The following is a 15,709-nucleotide window of genomic DNA, read 5'->3' on the forward strand; positions in this document are numbered from 1 at the left end:
GTCTCGCTCCTATTTTCGACCGGTCTCGGTGAGAGAAGAGAGGGAAGGGGACGGTCGGTCAGCTGCCCATGACGAAGGCGCGCCTCCTCAGACTCCCGGGCTCCAAGTCCGTGATGACGACGGCGCTCACCGAGGCCCAGCGCGGGCCGCGGTGGAGCCAGGCGATGAGGCTCGCGACGTCGTCGGCGGCTCCCTGAGCCATCACCTCCACGTCGCCATCGGGCAGGTTGCGCACCTCGCCCACCAGGCCGAGGCGCTCTCCCTCCTCCATGCAGGACCAGCGGAAGCCGACCCCCTGGACCCGCCCTGAGACCAGGGCGTGGATCGTGCGCAGTCGTGCCGCCGCCTGCACGCCGGCGCCGCCGTTGTGGTCGATGCCCTTCATGGCCCCCATTGTGACAGGCAGCATTCGGAATCGCTGCTCGGCTCCGCCGGGGGCGGCCCCGCGCCGAGCGCGTCCCGGCCGCGTACGCTGGGCGGCATGCGAATCGCCACCGTCAACGTCAACGGCATCAGGGCCGCCGCCCGCAAGGGCATGGGGGACTGGCTCGAGGCTGCCGCGCCCGATGTCCTCCTCCTGCAGGAGGTGCGCGCCGACCCCGAGATCGCCGCCCCGCTCCTACCCGGATATGAGCCCATCGTCTGGCCCTGCCGCGTCAAAGGGCGCGCGGGAGTCGCCGTCGCCGTGCGCGAGGGCAGCGGTATCACGGTGGGGCAGACCCGCCTGGGGGTCGCCGCTCCCGACGCTGAGGAGCCCGATGTCGACTCCGGCCGCTGGCTGGAGGCGGACCTCGCCCTCCCCGGCGCCACCCCGGGCGCCCCCCGCCTCCTCACCGTCATCTCCGCCTACCTGCACTCCGGCCAGATCGGCACGGAGAAGATGGACCAGAAGTACGCCCATCTCGATCTCGTCGATGCCCGCATGGCCGCGCTGCTGGCCGAGTGGGAGGCATCCGACGGCGCCCGCGAGATCCTCATGGCCGGCGACCTCAACGTGGTGCGCTCCGAGCGGGACATCAAGAACTGGAAGCCCAACCACAACAAGGTCGCCGGCGTCCTCGATGACGAGATCGCCCACTTGGAATCCTGGTTCGACGCCGGATGGGTGGACGCCTCCCGCTACCTCCTCCCCGACGCCCAGGGCCCTTACACGTGGTGGTCCCAGCGCGGCAAGGCCTTCGATAACAATGTTGGCTGGCGCCTCGACTACCACGTCATCACGCCCGGCCTGGCTGAGCGCGCCGAGAGCCTGCGCGTGGACCGCGCCGAGGACTACCAGGGGCGCTGGTCCGATCACGCCCCGCTCGTCGTCGACTACCGGCTGTAGCAGGGACGCGGCCCCAGGTAGGCCGAAACCGGGTGGGGGAGTGAGCCCCCGACCCGGTCCCGGCCCGCCTGGGGCCGACTTCCGTCGCGGCGGGATCAGGACCGACGACGGCGCGACTGCCTGACAGCGAGTGCGAGAACCGTCATGAGGCCTAGGCCGAGTCCTCCGAGGTAGAAGAAATCGGCTCCGATCCCGCCGGTCAGCGGGAGCGCGGGCACTGGGCTCTTGTAGTTCGGGAAGGGGTCGGTGAACACGTGGCTCACGATGGCGCCATCCGCCCCAACCGTGATGCTGAACGCCTTCGGATTCTTGTCGAGCCGGTACCCGGCAGGCGCCTTGGACTCGGTGAGCGCCAGGGCCGCGCCGTCGGCGGGAATTCCCTCGACCCGGAAGCTGCCGGGAGCCGGGTCGGCGTCATAGTAGGTCGCGCCCGCGGCCTTGGCCTTGCAATCGCCGGAGTCGCAGTCGGTGATCACGGTCGCGGCGGGGAAGGAGGGGCCGGTGAGGGTCCACTCGGAGCCCGCCAGGGCCTCGTTGTTATCGCCATCGACCTTCTTCCAGGTCACCGTGCCAGTGGCCCGGGTGTTCGTGATGGTTCCAAGATCGACCTTGAGGCTCGTGCTCGAGATCCGTGCGGGCCGGGCGGTGGTGTCGAGGACGTACCCACTGGGAGGGGCGGCCTCGGTCACGGTGTACTGGTCCCAGGGCAGGTTCGTCACCTTGAACTTGCCGGGCGCGGGGTCGGAGTCGGCGATGCCGCCCTGGCACTTCCCGTCCTCGACGCAGTCGGTCACGGTCACTGCGGCGGCGCCGGGGCCCGAGCCCTTGATCGTCCAGGAGGAGCCGGGGATCTCCTTCGCGGTGCTGGCGTCGGTCTTGGTCCAGGTGAGCGTGCCCGGCTTGCGCTGGTTGGTGAACTCGCAGGCGACCTGGGCGCCCGGTGAGAGGGGGATCGAGCCCTCGCCGGGGTTGCCGGTGGGGGTGACGGCGAGGGGGGAGCCGTCCGCGTTGGTGCAGGAGATCGCCTTGTTCTCCCAGCCCTCGGCCGCCGCCTCGCTGATGGTCACGGTGCCGGTGTCCTTGCCGGGGGGAACGGTGACGGTCCAGGGGTTGTCGACCGTGCCGTCATCCCAAGTGATCTGGGTGCCGCCCACCACGGTCGAGCCGTCCTCGGCGGTGACGTTCAGCTCCCAGTCCCCGCGTGAGGAGGGCAGCGGGCTCCCGTCCACCGCGAGGGTCTTCTTGGTCATGGTGAGGGTCGCCTCGAGGGGGTCGTTGGAGACGCCGATGACTCGCGCCGCGCGCTGGGCGCTCGTGATCTTCACGCTCCAGACGCTTGTGGCCTTCTTGTAGTTCTTGGGGGCCACGGTCTCGGAGAGGGAGTAGTCGCCCAGGGGCAGGTTCTCGACGAGGAACTTTCCGGGGGCGGGGTCGGCGTCGTTAGTGCCGGCGCACTGCCCCGCGGAGGTGCAGTCCTTCACCGCCAGCCTCGTGCCGCCGGGGCCGGAGAGCAACCACTCAGAGCCGGGCAGGAGCTGGGAGGGCGCGTTGCTGGCCGTCTTGTCCCAGGACACGGAGCCGGTGAGAGGGGCGTTGGTGAATGTGCACTCCACGACGACGCTGCTCTGCTGGGGGATCCGAACGGTGCCGCCGGTTCCCTGGCCCTGGGCGAAGGGGGTGCTGCTCCCGCTTCTCGTGCAGCTCCACGATGAGGAGTAGTTGGAGAGGCTCGCGCCGTTGGCCGCGCTCTCCGAGAAGGAGAAGTCAGTGCCGATCATCACGGGGAAGATGCCGATGACCTCCTTTTGCACGCCGTTGGCGTTTCCCGTGGTCTGGACGGAGGCGATCTCGCCGCCCGCCGGGTCGTAGCTCACTGCGAGCTTGAACTGATCGTTGGCATTCTCCCGCTTGACGATGTTCTTCTTCAGGATGAAGGTCGCGGGCGAGCCGCAACTGGCCAGGTCAGTGCTAAATGACTGCCCTCCGATGGTGCTCTTGTTGATCTTTGGGATGATATTTTTAAAACTGACCGGGTCGTAGGCGCCCACATTGTTCGTGTCGGAGAGGTAGAGTTTCCCCTCGGCGTCGAAGGCGATGCCGTTAACCGCCTTATTTCCTGAGATTCTGTCGGCCTTGGTGGTAGTCGACGGGATGTGGTAATTGCTGCCACTATCCGCGGCGAGAGCCGTAGCGGTTACCGAGTAGATCTGGGTGATCCCTGAGATGCTCGAACTCCGGACGATGAACATGTTTCCGGCATCGTCGAAGGCCAAGTCGCCATTGCCATCGCCTTTGTCGATCTCCTTGCCGACGTCAATGTATCCGACATCCTGGATGTACTTGGCTTCCAGGTAGCCGTGGGGGACCCGCCAGACACGGAACCTTCCGGTCCATGCGCCGGCGTTCTCCTCGTAGCCGCCGAAGTAGTAGTCGCCCGTCGAGGGCTGGACCCCGCCGGCGATATATGTCCCGTCGAGGAGCCCCCAGTTATAGGAGTCTATTCTCTCTGTCCCTGTCCATTCTCCATTGGCGTAATGGACGATCCTGAGCTCGTTCTTTCTCTGGATGAGGAAGTAGGCCCCGGTACCATTTTTCTCGATACCCAGGCCGTTCGCTCTGTCTCCGTCGTAGAACCAATCGAAGGGATGCTCGTCGTTTCCGAGTACTTGTGAGACAGTGCCGTCGGGGGAGATCTTGTTGATGGCCCCGTCGCTGATCACGTTGTACACCGTCCCGGGCGAGCACTCGAAGATCCCGTCCGCGGCCTGGGCGGGCGGGGTGGTGCTCAGGGAGCGAGGAATGCTGACCGCGTCAACGCAGATGAGGGCGAGCGCGCAGAGGGCCAATAGGGCGCAGCGGGCGACGCGGCTGGCGCGCGGTAGGGCATGGGAACGAGAACTCATTAGTCACTCTTCGTTGCGGGTCTGACGCGACATGCCCTCCCCCGGCCGGTAGGTATGGCCGGGCGCTGGGGTGCGGGAATGCTCGTCTTGGTAGGGGGCCGGGGGTGGCGATGGGGATTCGTCATACCTCGGCGATTATGAGGGTGACACTAGCAAATCCCGGGGGAAGGGGTTGCGGGCGCAATGGTATTGTTATCGCCCAGATCATCTGGGATGGCGACAACCTCTTGGTGAGCCGCGCTTCCGGGACGACGGCCGCGGCGGTTCCCGGCTCCGCGCGGTTCCGCGCGCGGGCGAGCGGGGATGGGCGCAGGCGGGCGAGGCGTGGGCCAGAAGTGAGCGGGAGGCAGCGCCCGGCGCTCCCCCAGGAGCGCCGGGCGCTGGCTGCTCAAGGCGCTCTCGCGCCGTCTCAGGCCCCCGCGCGGCCCGCCGGGGCGCTGGGGACGGCGTCGAGGAACGCCGGAGGAGCGAATCCCTCGCGCGCGTAGGCGGCGACGACGGCGCGCGCCACCTCGTCCACTCGACCGGCGTCCACCAGGGCGATCGCGCTGCCCCCGAACCCGCCGCCCGTCATGCGCGCCCCGTGGGCGCCGGCGGCGCGCGCCGCCTCGACGGCCACGTCCAGCTCGGGGCAGGTCACCTCGTAGTCCACGCGCAGTGACTCGTGCGAGGCGTCCATGAGCTCGCCGACCCTGGCCAGCTTCTCCCCGGCCAGCGGGGAGCCATCGGCCAGGAGGAAGACGAGCTCGACCGTCCGGGCGATCTCGGTGACGACGTGGCGCGCGCGGGCCACCAGGACCTCCGCCTCCGCGCCTCCGCGCTCGCGCACGGTGGCCAGCGCCTCCTCCAGGCCCTCGGGGTCGATATCCGCCAGGAGCTCGACGCCGAGGACCTCCGCCGCGCGTTCGCAGGCCGAGCGGCGCGCGCCGTACTGGCCGTCGGCCAGGGAGTGCTTGGCGCGGGTGTCGATGACGAGCAGGGCCAGGCCCTCGGAGGCCAGGTCGAAGGGGACGTGAGCGACCTCGCCGTCGCGGCAGTCGAGGCTCGAGGGCATGGCCGGCGCGGCACCGCAGGGAGGCCGACTGGTCCATGCCGCCCGTGGGGGCCCCGGCCATCTCGTTCTCCGCCCGCACGCAGGAGGTCACCAGGCGGGCGCGGCCGGCGTCGGCGGGAGCGTCGGCGGGCCCGGCCAGCGCGAGCCCCGCGACCTCATCGAGGGCCACGCTCGTGGCGCACTCCAGGGCGGCCGAGGAGGACAGGCCCGCGCCCAGCGGCACGCAGGAGACCAGGGCGGCGTCGAAGCCCGGCAGGGGGCCGAGGCCGTCGCGCTCGAGCGCCCAGGCGACCCCCGCGATGTAGGCGGCCCACTGGGGGACCTCTCCAGGGGTGCCCTTGGGGCCGATGGCGTCCAGGTCGAGCACGTCCACGGCCTCGCGCGTCTGCGGGGAGATGAGGCGCGCCGTGCGGTCATCCCGGCGGCGCAGCGCCAGGAACGCCCGGTGAGGCAGGGCGATGGGCAGCGCCAGGCCGCCGTTGTAGTCGGTGTGCTCACCGATGATGTTGACGCGCCCCGGCGCGTACCAGACGCCGTCGGGGTCGGAGTCGAATGCCTCGTGGAACAGGGCGGTGGCCTGGGCGATGCCCTCCTCATCCGTCAAGGCGGGGGAGAAATCAGGGGCGGCGGGGGGCGTGACCGCGTCAGCGTCGGTGGTGAGGTCGCTCATAACGCACATCGTGCCATGCTGGCCACGCCTTTGAGGGCGCGATGCGGGTTAGGCTTGATCAGCCCGTGGCGGACCCCGCCGCCGCGGACGCCCGATGAGACCGCCGAGTGCGCCCCTAACGCGCGGAGAGGAGGGTCATGGAGGTCCCTGAGCCTGCCGACCGCGAGAGCGTGGTCGGCGTCACCGTGCCCGTTCCCGAGCCCTTCGCCGCCACGATCCGCGATATCCGCCGTGACGCCGGAGACCCGCTCGCCGCCCAGATCGCCCCCCACATCACCCTCCTGCCGCCTACGGCGGTGCCGACCGACCGGCTCGACTCCATCAAGGCGCACCTGGCCAACGTCGCCCGCGCCCACGCGCCGATCGACTTGCGCCTGTCGGGCGCCGCCACCTTCCTGCCTGTCAGCGCCGTCGCCTACCTCAAGGTGATCGGTGGCGGCGATGCGCTGCGCTCCCTCCAGCAGGACATCCGCAACGCCTCCGGCCCGCTCAGCGCCCCCCTGCGCTTCCCCTTCCACCCCCACGTCACCCTCGCCCACGAGGTGGGCCAGGCCGCGCTCGACGCCGCCATGCTGGCCGGGGCGGCCCTCGACGCCGCATTCGTGGCCGGGCAGGTGCTCCTGCACGCCCTGAACCGGGACCGCTGCGAGCTCCTGGCGCGCATCCCCCTGGGCGGGGCGGCGCCGGCATGAGGCGTCGCGGCGGCAACGGCATGGCGATCGCGATCACCACGACGCGCGCCAGCGCCGCCGTGCTCGTCGACCGCTTCAAATCCAGCCGCCCGGGGCGGGCGCTGGCCCGATACGCCATGGCCCGCGGCGCGCTCCTGGCCGGGGGCATCGCCTACACGGGCCTGTTCTCCGTGTTCTCCGCCCTGGCCATCGGCGTCACGATCCTCATGGGCCTGCTCGGCAGCCATCCGGCCTTGCGCGACCGAGTCCTCGACCAGATCGACCAGGCCCTTCCCGGTGTCATCAACACCGGCTCGGGCGGCCTGGTGACCATCGACCAGCTCACCCTCGGCTCGGCGCTCAACATCGGCTCCCTCGCGGCGGGCGGCGTCCTGCTCTACTCCGCCGCCGCCCTCATGGGAGTCCTCAAGACCGCCCTGCGCGCCATGTTCGGCATCGCCCGCATCCCGGAGAACCCCGTGAGGGCATGGGCGTGGAACCTCGTGGCACTGCTCGTCATGATGACCGGCGTGCTCGCCACCGCCACCGCGTCCGCCCTGACGACGGCGCTCGCCGGCTCCACCGCCAGGCTCATGGGGCTGCCAGCCTGGCTCAGCGGCGCTGGAAGCCACGTGGCGGTCGTCGTCATCTCCTTCCTCATCGATGCCGTGGTGCTGGCCCTCCTGCTGACCGCCTGCGGCATCCGCGTCCCCCGCAAGGACCTGGTCGAAGGCGCGTGCCTGGGCGCCGTCGCCTTCGGCGCGCTGCGAGAGATCGGCTCGCGCGCCGTCGGGTCGAACTGGCACAACCCCCTCCTGGCCTCCTTCACCGCGATCGTCATCCTCATCCTCTGGCTGCACCTGGCCAGCCGGATCCTCCTCATCGTGGCGGCCTGGATCGCCAATCCTCCCCGGCCCGCCCTCATCGAGCACCCCGATGAGGTCCACGCCAGGGCCCGCCCCAACTACGTGACCCTGTCCGCCCCCGAGACGCTGGTCTGGCCCCGGCAGTCCCTGACCGGCACCGTCGAGGTCGATCCCACGGAACATCCCGACCACCGGGCCCCCGCGCCGGCCGGGGAGCGCGCCCCCGCGCCGGCCGAGGACCGGGGGCGCCCTGTCGGCCGGCACGCTCCTCCCGAGGGCTGATCCCCGCTAACCTGGGCCAATGACCGACCTCCCCGCCAGTCCCGAGGCCCGGCGCGCCGCGTCGCCAGCCCACCAGGGCAAGCCCATCCACGCCATCATCCCCGCCGGCGGCGCGGGCACCAGGCTCTGGCCGCTCAGCCGCCGCGAGCGCCCGAAGTTCCTCCTCGACCTCACCGGCGCCGGGCGCACGCTCCTGCAGGGCACCGTCGCCCGCTTGGAGCCCCTGGCCGCCACGACGACGATCGTCACCGGCGCCGCCCACGTCGAGGCCGTCGCCGCCCAGCTGCCGGGCGTGCCCGCCGAGTCGATCCTCGCCGAGCCCTCCCCCCGCGACTCCATGGCCGCCATCGGCCTGGCCGCAGCCGTCATCGCCCGACGCCACGGGCCGGACGCCGTCGTCGGCTCATTCGCCGCCGACCAGGTCATCGCCGACGAGGCCGCCTTCGCCGGGGCCGTGCGACAGGCCGCGGCGCTGGCCGAGGACGGCTGGGTCGTCACGATCGGCATCGAGGCCACCCACCCCTCCACCGCCTTCGGCTACATCCACGCGGGCGAGCCCACCTCCGTGCCCGGGGCGCCAGAGGGCCGCGTGGTCCTCGGCTTCACCGAGAAGCCCGACGCGGCCACCGCCGCCGCCTACCTCGCCACCGGCGAGTACCGCTGGAACGCCGGCATGTTCGTCGTTCGCGCGGGCGTCCTCCTCGACCACCTCGCCGCCCAGCGCCCCGAGCTTCGCCGCCGGCGTGAAGGAGATCGCCGCCGCCTGGGACACCCCCGAGCGGGAGCCGGTCCTGGAGCGCGTCTGGCCGGGCCTGGAGAGGATCGCCATCGACCACGCCATCGCCGAGCCCGTCGCCGCCGCGGGGGGAGTGGCCACCGTCCCGGCCGCCATGGGCTGGGACGACGTCGGCGGCTTCGACGCGCTGTCCGCCCTCGTCCCCGCGCGATCCGAGGGGCCCGCCGCGGGCGTCGCCGTGCTCGACGGCGCCGGCCAGGGAGGCCCCGCCGCCGACGTCGAGGCAGTGGCCTCCCCGGGCGTGCTCGTCGCCTCGACGACCGGGCGGAGGATCGTGCTGCTCGGGGTCCCCGGACTCGTCGTCGTCGACACCCCGGACGCCCTGCTGGTGACGACGCCGGAGCGCGCCCAGGACGTCAAGGGCGCCGTCGACCGCCTCAAGGGGAGCGGCCGGACGGACCTGCTGTAGCCCGGCTGCGCGCGGGGAACGGCGATGACGGCACCCGGCCGGCGCGAGGCGCGACTCACGGCCGCGACCTCGATGACCCAGATGGACCCCACCACCTGCGGGGCCACCTGCTTGCTGGCCGCGAGCATCCTCCTGGGGCGCGAGCCGGTCGGCGGGGCGGGCTGCGGGGCGGCCGCCGGGGCGGGCTGCGGGGCGGCCGCCGGGGCGGGCTGCGGGGCGGCCGCCGGGGCGGGCGGTAGGAGGCTGGCGCCGTCGGGAGAGGGCCTGGCGGATGCGCAGCGGCGCGTCCAGCGCTCGCTCAACCGCCGGGCCATCGCCCGCCTGGCCCCCTGGCCGCGCGCGCTCGGCTCTCCCCCCTGGTCCCTGGCCCGTGAGCTTCTCCCGCATGACCGGGCGCCGGTACCGGGTGCGCTGGACGCGTGACACCGCCCGGGCCTTCCCCGAGGCGCTCGAGGAGGCCCGCGCCCGCCTCGCGGACGGCCTGCCGGTCCTCCTGCTCACGGGCGGCCCGCTCCTACGGGCCCGCGTCGACCGGGTCGGCTGGCGGAACCGGGCGCGGTCGGCCGCGGCGGTCATGGTCGCCGGCCTCGCTATTCCGCGCCACTACGTGCTCGCCCTGCCGCGCGATGGCGCCCAGCCCCCCGGCGGCCGCGGTCCCGGCCGGCTGCGCCTCTACGAGCCCAGCGGTGGGCGCGTCCACGAGATCGACCTTCTCGGCGCGCTCGCCGCGGGCGCGCGCCCTGGGCGTCACGCGGGCGGGCCGGAGGCGCTGGGGCGCTGGCCTCGCGTTCTCGCCCTCATCGTGCCCCGCTGATCGCCGCATCCCCGCTGGTGCCTGTCCGCGATGGGCGCGAGCCGCCAGCCCATCGCCCCGCGCGAGGCCCGCCAGAGGAGTTTCGGGCTTGCTAATTTCGGGTGACCGAAACTATTGTCGGCCTCATGAGAACCCTCTCCCGCTCCGGGCGCCGCACCGCTATCGTGCTCTCCGCCCTCGCCCTCGCCGCCCCCGCTCTGGCCGCATGCGCCGAGACCCCCTCGGCAGGCGGGGGTGGAGCCATCAAGGTCGTCGCCTCCACCACCCAGATCTGCGACTACGTCACCCAGATCGCCACCGGGGGCAATCCCTCCGGCTCGGACTCGCTCTCGCTCGAGCGCACCGGCGCCGACGGCGCCACCACCCACCTGGGCCCTGAGGCCGCCAAGGCCAGCGCCGGCATCAAGCTCACCTGCCTGCTCGCCCCCAACGCCTCCGCCCACGAGCACGACATGACCGCCGCGCAGGCCAAGGCCCTGGCCGAGGCCGATCTCTTCCTCGTCTCGGGGGTGGACCTGGAGCACTTCCTCGACGACGCCGTCGCCTCCACAGGGTTCAAGGGCACTATGGTCATCACCTCCGGCGTGCACGGGGCCGCGGACATCGATGACCTCGACACCCAGAAGGCCAAGGAGAAGGACCTTCCCTACACCGTCGAGCGCGGGAGCCAGAAGGTCGACGTGGCCCCCTGGCCCTTCGCCCCCGAGGAGGGCGAGTCCGAGCCCGACTTCCGCTTCGACCCACATGTCTGGACCTCCCCGGCCGGTGCCATGGTGCAGGCGCGCAACATCGGCGAGGCCCTCGCCAAGGCCTCCCCGGCCGGCGCCGCCACCATCAACGAGCACGCCGAGGCCTACGCCTCCCTGCTCACCGAGCTCGACTCCTGGGCGCGCTCCAGCCTCGAGACCGTCCCGGCGGACAAGCGAGTCCTGTTCACCAGCCACGATGCCTTCGGCTACCTGTCGAAGGCCTACGGCCTGAGGTTCGAGGGCGCCGCCCTGTCCGACTTCAATGCCCAGCAGGACGCCACGGCCCAGCAGATCCAGGCCACCGCCGACGCCGTGAGGGCCTCGGGCGCCGTGGCCATCTTCGCCGAGAACTCCAACAACCCCGCCTCCGTGCGCAAGGTGGCCCAGGCCGCCGGAGTCAAGGCGATCATCGGCGACGAGGCCCTCTACGGCGACTCGCTGGGCGAGCCAGGATCTGACGGCGAGACCTACATCGGGTCCATCCTCCACAACGTCGCCGGGCTGACCAACGCCTGGGGCGGCACCGCGGCCCCCATCCCCGCCCCGCTGGCCGCCTGGGCCCCCAAGGCGGCGGCACAGTGAGCCCCGAGCATCCCGGGGGCGGGGGCGCCGTCGTCCACTGCGACGGCGCCGCCCTCGCCTACGGGCGCGCCATGGCGCTCACCGGCGTCACCGGCGAGGTGGGGCCCGGCACCGCGCTCGCCCTCATCGGCCCCAACGGCTCGGGCAAGACCACCCTGCTGCGGGGGCTGCTCGGCATGGTCGATGTCGCCGCCGGGCGCATCGAGGTCTGCGGGAGGGCGCCAGGCAGGGCCCGGAGGGGCTCGATCGGATACGTCCCCCAGGTCGCCGATCTCGACCCCTCCTTCCCCGTCACCGTCCTCGACGTCGTCCTCATGGGGGTCACCGCCTCCATGGCCCGCCTCGGCGCGCTCCCGCTGCTCGGGGCGCGCCGCCGCGAGGCCCGGCGGCGTGCCCTGGCCGCGCTGGAGTCCGTGGGCCTGGCCGAGGCCGCGGGACGGCGCTTCGGCACCCTGTCCGGCGGCCAGCAGCAGCGCGTCCTCGTGGCCCGCTGCGTCGCCGCCCGGCCCCGGCTCATCGCCCTCGACGAGCCCTTCAACGGCCTCGACCAGCCCAATCGCGACGCCCTCCTGCGCATCATCGCCGCTCTCAAGGACGACGGCGTCGCCCTGGTCGTCTCCACCCACGACCTCGTCATCGCCCGCGAGTGCTGCGAGCAGGTGGCCCTGCTCGCCGGGCGCCAGATCGCCTTCGGGCCCCGCGAGGAGGTCCTCGTCCCCGAGCTCATCGAACAGGCCTACGGGACCGGCGCGAGCGGCCGCGACGACCTTCTGCTCGGGGTGGGGGAGGCCCGATGAGCGCCTCGGACCCGCTCACCGCCCTCGTGGCCGGCGCCGTCGAGCAGCTGCGCCTGGCGCTTGTCGGCGTCCCCGGCCTCGTGCCCCTGGCCAGCGCCCCGTTCTTCTTCCGGCCCCTGGTCATGGTGGTCCTGCTGGGGATCGTCTCGGGCGTCGTCGGGGTGCTCGTCAACCTGCGGGGCGCGGAGTTCAGCGCCGAGGCCCTCGTCCACGCCGTCTTCCCCGGGATCGTGGCCGGCGCCGCCTTCTGGGGGATCGAGGCGATCATCCCCGCGGCCTCCGTCGTCGCCATGATCGCGGCGGCGGGCCTGACCGTTCTCTCCCACCACTCGGGGCGCGCCGCCGGGGCCCGCCGCTCGGCCGGGGGCGGCGGGGCCGAGGCCGGTACCGCCGTCCTGCTCACAGGCTTCTTCTCCGTGGGCATCATCCTGTCCCTGGCCCAGGGGGACAGGTCCGGGCAGCTGGAGGCCCTCATGTTCGGGCGGCTCCTGGAGGTCACCGACACCGGGCTCGCCCACGCGCTCATCGCCTGCCTCGTGGCGATCATCCTCGTGGCCGTCACCTGGCGGGGGCAGATCGCCTACGCCTTCGACCCCGTGGGGGCCCGCGCCGCCGGCCATCGGCTCCTCGCCCTCGACATGGCCCTTAACGCGGCCATCGCGGCCGTCGTGGTCTCGGCCTCCGCCGCCGTGGGTACGCTCCTGGTCATCGGCGCCCTCATCGTCCCCGGCGCCACCGGGCGGGTCCTCGCCCACCGGGTGCGCCCCATGGTCGTCATCGCCGTGGCCACCGGCGTGCTCGGCGGCTACCTCGGCATGCTCGCCGCCGTCATGCCCAGCCCCCGGCCCGTCTCCCCGCAGGCGGCCGTCAGCCTCGCGACGACGGCGCTGCTCCTGTGCGCGATCATCGCGGCCTCCGCGCGGCGCCGGGCTCGCAGGAGGGGGAGGGCATGAGCGGCATCGGCGCGATGCGGGCCATCGGCGCCATGGGAGGCGCAGGAGGCGCGGCCGGCGCCGGGGGCGCCGCCAGCGCGCCCGGCGCGGGCGGCGCGGGCGGCCTCACCGACGTCTCACTGGGGCTGCTGGCCCTGCCCGCGCTAGAGGCGGTCCTCATGGGGCTCCTCGCCGGCCTCGTCGGCGCCCTGGCCCTGCTGACCCGCCGCGTCTTCTTCACCGAGTCCCTCACCCACGCGACCTTCCCCGGGGCGATCCTCGGCGTCGTCGCCGCCACCTGGATCGCCGCGGCGCTCGGGCGCGGGCGCCCCGGCTTCGAGCTGCTGAGCGCCACGCTGCTCGTGGGCGCGGTCCTCATGTGCCTGCCCATGGCCGCGCTCATGCGCGCGCTGGCCCGCGTGGAGGGGCTGGGGCCCCAGTCGGCCGCGGGCATCGTGCTCACCATCGGCTTCGCCCTGGGCTACTTCCTGGCGAGCTGGTTCAGGCCCCTGCCGCTCAAGATCGACTCCTTCCTCACCGGCTCCGTGCTCAACGTGGGGCGCGTGGACGTGGCCGCCGTGGGCGCGGTCCTGGCGGCGGCCGTGGCGGTGGTCGCCCTGACGGGGCGGTCCCTCGTCTTCCACGCCTTCGACCCGGTGGGCCACCGCGCCGCGGGCCTGAGGGCGGGCTGGGCCGAGGGCGCGGTGCTCATCCTCATCACCGCCACCATCGTGGTGCTCGTGCCCGCCGTCGGCACCATCCTGCCCATCGCCCTCATCGCCGCCCCCGCGGCCGCGCTGGCGCCCTCGGCGCGCACCGCGCGCGGCCTCCTCATCGGGGCCCCCCTGCTCGGCGCGGCGAGCGCGCTGGCCGGACTCGTGCTCGGCGTGGCGCTTCGGCTCTCCGTGGGAGGCATGATCGCCGCCGTCGCCGCCTCGGTCTACCTGGCGGCGGCCTGCTGGCGAGGGATCAGGCGGGGATCCCCAGCGCGCCGCGCAGATCGGCCTTGATGACCTCCAGGCGCTCGGCGGCCGTGGCGCGGACGGCCGGTATCGGCGCGCCGTCGGGGATGTCCATGACCACCTCGCAGTAGCACTTGAGCTTGCTCTCGGTGCTTGAGGGCCGAAGGACGACGCGGTCGTCCGCGGCGGTCTTGATGATGATCCCGTCCGCGGGCGGCAGCTGCGCGCCATTGCCGTCACTGGCCCCGTCCATGAGATCGAAGACGTCCACCACGGGCGAGCCCGCCAGCTTCGCGGGGGCCCCTCCCTCGCGCAGGCGCCGCATGATGCCGTCGATGATCTCCGCGTCGTCGGCGCGCGCGCTCATCTGGCAGGTCAGGTGCAGGCCGTGCCGCTGGGCGAGCCGGGCCAGGAGCGAGGACAGGGAGCGGCCCTGCGCCTTGAGGACCGAGGAGAGCAGGGCCATGCGCACCGCGGCGGCGATGCCGTCCTTGTCCCGCACGGAGGCGGGATCCACGCAGTAGCCCATCGCCTCCTCGTAGCCGAAGACGAGCCCGGGCACGCGACTGATCCAGGTGAAGCCCGTGGGGGTGATGCGGTGCGCCAGCCCATGATCCTGCGCGATCTTGCGCAGCATCCGGCCCGAGGCGATGGAGGAGGCGAGCACGCCGGTGCCGGTGAAGGCCGCCAGCTCGGCCGCCTGCTCGCCCAGGAGGATCCCGACGGCGTCGCCCGTGAGCTGGTGCCAGCCGCCGGGAGCGGTCTCGTCGGGGACGGCCACTGAGCAGCGGTCCGCGTCGGGGTCGAGGGCGATGGCCAGGTCCGCGCGCTCCTGGCGGGCCAGGCCCAGCAGGAGGTCCATGGTGCCGGCCTCCTCGGGGTTGGGGATGTCCACGGTGGGGAACCCCGGATCCGGCTCGAACTGCTCGGGGACCACGACGACGTCCTCGAAGCCCGCGCGGCGCAGCGCCTCGAGGCAGGTCCGCCCGCCCACCCCGTGCATGGCGCTCAGGACGATCCGCAGGTCCGACGCCGCTCTCGTCCTGGCGGCGGTGACCACGCGCTTGATGTACTCCTCGCGCAGGTCGGGCCCGATCAGCTCCCAGCCGGATTCCGCGCGGGGGATCGTCTCCAGGCTCTCCAGGGCGGTGATGGCCTCGCTGATGGCCGCGTCCTGCGGGGGAGCGATCTGGGCGCCGCGGTCCCAATCGTTGGCCGCCCGGCCGCCGAGGTAGACCTTGAAGCCTGAGTCCTGGGCGGGATTGTGCGAGGCGGTGACCATGATGCCGGCGTCCGCGTCCAGCGCGCGCAGGGAGAAGGCCAGCAGCGGGGTGGGGCAGTGGGAGTCCATGAGGAGGGCCCGGCCTCCAGCGCCGGTGACGACGGCGGCGGCGTCCTGGGCGAAGACGTCGGAGCAGTGGCGGGCGTCGTAGCCGATGACGACGACGAATCCTTCCCCGACCTCCTCGCGCAGATAGGCGCACAGGCCCGCCGTCGCGCGAATGACCACGGCCCGGTTCATCCTGCCCAGGCCGGGGCCGAGCCTCCCGCGCATGCCCGCGCTCCTGAAGGCCAGGGGACCGGAGAAGGCCTCGGCGAGGGCGGCTGTGGCGGCGGGGTCACCCGCCTCGTGGCGGGCCAGTAGACCGGCCAGCTCCTCACGAGTGGTCTCGTCGGGGTCCTCAGCGATCCACTGCGCGACGGTGGTACGGACAACCCCGGTGGTCGGGGCAGCCTTGGGGGAGTGGGTCATGACTTGACCGTACCGGTCGGGCCCTTCTTTTAGCGGATAAGGTGATGGCGCTCATGCGTGGCACCTCCCACAACATCTGATGTCGCTGGTCAGAAGGTGTGGCGCACCTGTGTCATGGGGGTCGCGGTCCGCACGATGACAC

Annotated in this window: 12 protein-coding genes and 2 pseudogenes; 10 read left to right on the plus strand and 4 right to left on the minus strand. The window is 72.7% G+C overall.

Annotated elements, in window-relative coordinates:
• Positions 1–58 precede the first annotated feature (58 nt).
• Positions 59–385: an acylphosphatase gene (locus tag ABXS69_RS03880; protein ID WP_366181246.1), complete on the minus strand. Its 327-nt coding sequence runs from the start codon at positions 383–385 to the stop codon at positions 59–61.
• A gap of 96 nt (positions 386–481) precedes the next feature.
• On the opposite strand from ABXS69_RS03880, the gene ABXS69_RS03885 reads away from it, so the two are divergent.
• A complete protein-coding gene (locus tag ABXS69_RS03885) occupies positions 482–1,327 on the plus strand; it encodes an exodeoxyribonuclease III (protein ID WP_366181247.1) in 846 nt (281 codons plus the stop codon).
• Positions 1,328–1,422: 95 nt separating this feature from the next.
• Here the strand turns inward: ABXS69_RS03885 and ABXS69_RS03890 are convergent, their stop codons facing one another.
• Together ABXS69_RS03890 and galK are read right to left on the minus strand one after the other, a co-directional pair.
• Positions 1,423–4,230 (minus strand): SpaA isopeptide-forming pilin-related protein, encoded by a 2,808-nt coding sequence (locus ABXS69_RS03890; protein ID WP_366181248.1) that lies wholly within the window; start codon positions 4,228–4,230, stop codon positions 1,423–1,425.
• A gap of 409 nt (positions 4,231–4,639) precedes the next feature.
• Positions 4,640–5,954: pseudogene (galK, locus tag ABXS69_RS03895) on the minus strand (galactokinase).
• Positions 5,955–6,091: 137 nt separating this feature from the next.
• Between galK and ABXS69_RS03900 the strand changes: the two are divergent.
• From ABXS69_RS03900 to ABXS69_RS03940, 9 genes and pseudogenes are all read left to right on the plus strand, one after another.
• Entirely contained in the window at positions 6,092–6,646 is a 555-nt protein-coding gene (locus ABXS69_RS03900; protein ID WP_366181249.1) for a 2'-5' RNA ligase family protein, read from the plus strand.
• The gene (locus ABXS69_RS03905) at positions 6,643–7,773 is read left to right on the plus strand and encodes a YihY/virulence factor BrkB family protein (RefSeq protein WP_366181250.1); all 1,131 of its coding nucleotides are present in this window, start codon (positions 6,643–6,645) and stop codon (positions 7,771–7,773) included. The genes ABXS69_RS03900 and ABXS69_RS03905 overlap by 4 nt, the downstream gene beginning before the upstream one ends.
• 19 nt (positions 7,774–7,792) lie before the next feature.
• Positions 7,793–8,978: pseudogene (locus ABXS69_RS03910) on the plus strand (mannose-1-phosphate guanylyltransferase).
• 24 nt (positions 8,979–9,002) lie between these two features.
• Positions 9,003–9,401 (plus strand): hypothetical protein, encoded by a 399-nt coding sequence (locus ABXS69_RS03915; protein WP_366181251.1) that lies wholly within the window; start codon positions 9,003–9,005, stop codon positions 9,399–9,401.
• Positions 9,364–9,792, plus strand: coding sequence for a hypothetical protein (locus ABXS69_RS03920; RefSeq protein WP_366181252.1), 429 nt, complete (start codon positions 9,364–9,366; stop codon positions 9,790–9,792). The genes ABXS69_RS03915 and ABXS69_RS03920 overlap by 38 nt, the downstream gene beginning before the upstream one ends.
• 125 nt (positions 9,793–9,917) lie before the next feature.
• The gene (locus ABXS69_RS03925; protein WP_366181253.1) at positions 9,918–11,123 is read left to right on the plus strand and encodes a metal ABC transporter substrate-binding protein; all 1,206 of its coding nucleotides are present in this window, start codon (positions 9,918–9,920) and stop codon (positions 11,121–11,123) included.
• Positions 11,120–11,920, plus strand: a complete 801-nt coding sequence (locus ABXS69_RS03930; RefSeq protein ID WP_366181254.1) for a metal ABC transporter ATP-binding protein — start codon at positions 11,120–11,122, stop codon at positions 11,918–11,920. The genes ABXS69_RS03925 and ABXS69_RS03930 overlap by 4 nt, the downstream gene beginning before the upstream one ends.
• The gene (locus ABXS69_RS03935) at positions 11,917–12,873 is read left to right on the plus strand and encodes a metal ABC transporter permease (RefSeq protein WP_366181255.1); all 957 of its coding nucleotides are present in this window, start codon (positions 11,917–11,919) and stop codon (positions 12,871–12,873) included. The genes ABXS69_RS03930 and ABXS69_RS03935 overlap by 4 nt, the downstream gene beginning before the upstream one ends.
• On the plus strand, positions 12,870–13,862 hold the full coding sequence (locus tag ABXS69_RS03940; RefSeq protein ID WP_366181256.1) for a metal ABC transporter permease: 993 nt from the start codon (positions 12,870–12,872) through the stop codon (positions 13,860–13,862). The genes ABXS69_RS03935 and ABXS69_RS03940 overlap by 4 nt, the downstream gene beginning before the upstream one ends.
• Here ABXS69_RS03940 and ABXS69_RS03945 read toward each other — a convergent pair.
• A complete protein-coding gene (locus ABXS69_RS03945; protein ID WP_366181257.1) occupies positions 13,822–15,567 on the minus strand; it encodes a phospho-sugar mutase in 1,746 nt (581 codons plus the stop codon). The genes ABXS69_RS03940 and ABXS69_RS03945 overlap by 41 nt on opposite strands.
• Between the last annotated feature and the right edge of the window lie 142 nt (positions 15,568–15,709).

The sequence above is a fragment of the Actinomyces timonensis genome, assembly GCF_040702965.1.
Taxonomy (GTDB): domain Bacteria; phylum Actinomycetota; class Actinomycetes; order Actinomycetales; family Actinomycetaceae; genus Actinomyces; species Actinomyces timonensis_A.

Excerpts from the sequence above, each read along its gene's own strand:
- ABXS69_RS03915 (WP_366181251.1), top strand. The coding sequence starts at position 9,003 with ATGACGGCACCCGGCCGGCGCGAGGCGCGACTCACGGCCGCGACCTCG.
- ABXS69_RS03945 (WP_366181257.1), bottom strand. The coding sequence starts at position 15,567 with ATGACCCACTCCCCCAAGGCTGCCCCGACCACCGGGGTTGTCCGTACC.
- ABXS69_RS03905 (WP_366181250.1), top strand. The coding sequence starts at position 6,643 with ATGAGGCGTCGCGGCGGCAACGGCATGGCGATCGCGATCACCACGACG.
- ABXS69_RS03940 (WP_366181256.1), top strand. The coding sequence starts at position 12,870 with ATGAGCGGCATCGGCGCGATGCGGGCCATCGGCGCCATGGGAGGCGCA.
- ABXS69_RS03935 (WP_366181255.1), top strand. The coding sequence starts at position 11,917 with ATGAGCGCCTCGGACCCGCTCACCGCCCTCGTGGCCGGCGCCGTCGAG.
- ABXS69_RS03920 (WP_366181252.1), top strand. The coding sequence starts at position 9,364 with ATGACCGGGCGCCGGTACCGGGTGCGCTGGACGCGTGACACCGCCCGG.
- ABXS69_RS03885 (WP_366181247.1), top strand. The coding sequence starts at position 482 with ATGCGAATCGCCACCGTCAACGTCAACGGCATCAGGGCCGCCGCCCGC.
- ABXS69_RS03880 (WP_366181246.1), bottom strand. The coding sequence starts at position 385 with ATGAAGGGCATCGACCACAACGGCGGCGCCGGCGTGCAGGCGGCGGCA.
- ABXS69_RS03890 (WP_366181248.1), bottom strand. The coding sequence starts at position 4,230 with ATGAGTTCTCGTTCCCATGCCCTACCGCGCGCCAGCCGCGTCGCCCGC.
- ABXS69_RS03900 (WP_366181249.1), top strand. The coding sequence starts at position 6,092 with ATGGAGGTCCCTGAGCCTGCCGACCGCGAGAGCGTGGTCGGCGTCACC.
- ABXS69_RS03925 (WP_366181253.1), top strand. The coding sequence starts at position 9,918 with ATGAGAACCCTCTCCCGCTCCGGGCGCCGCACCGCTATCGTGCTCTCC.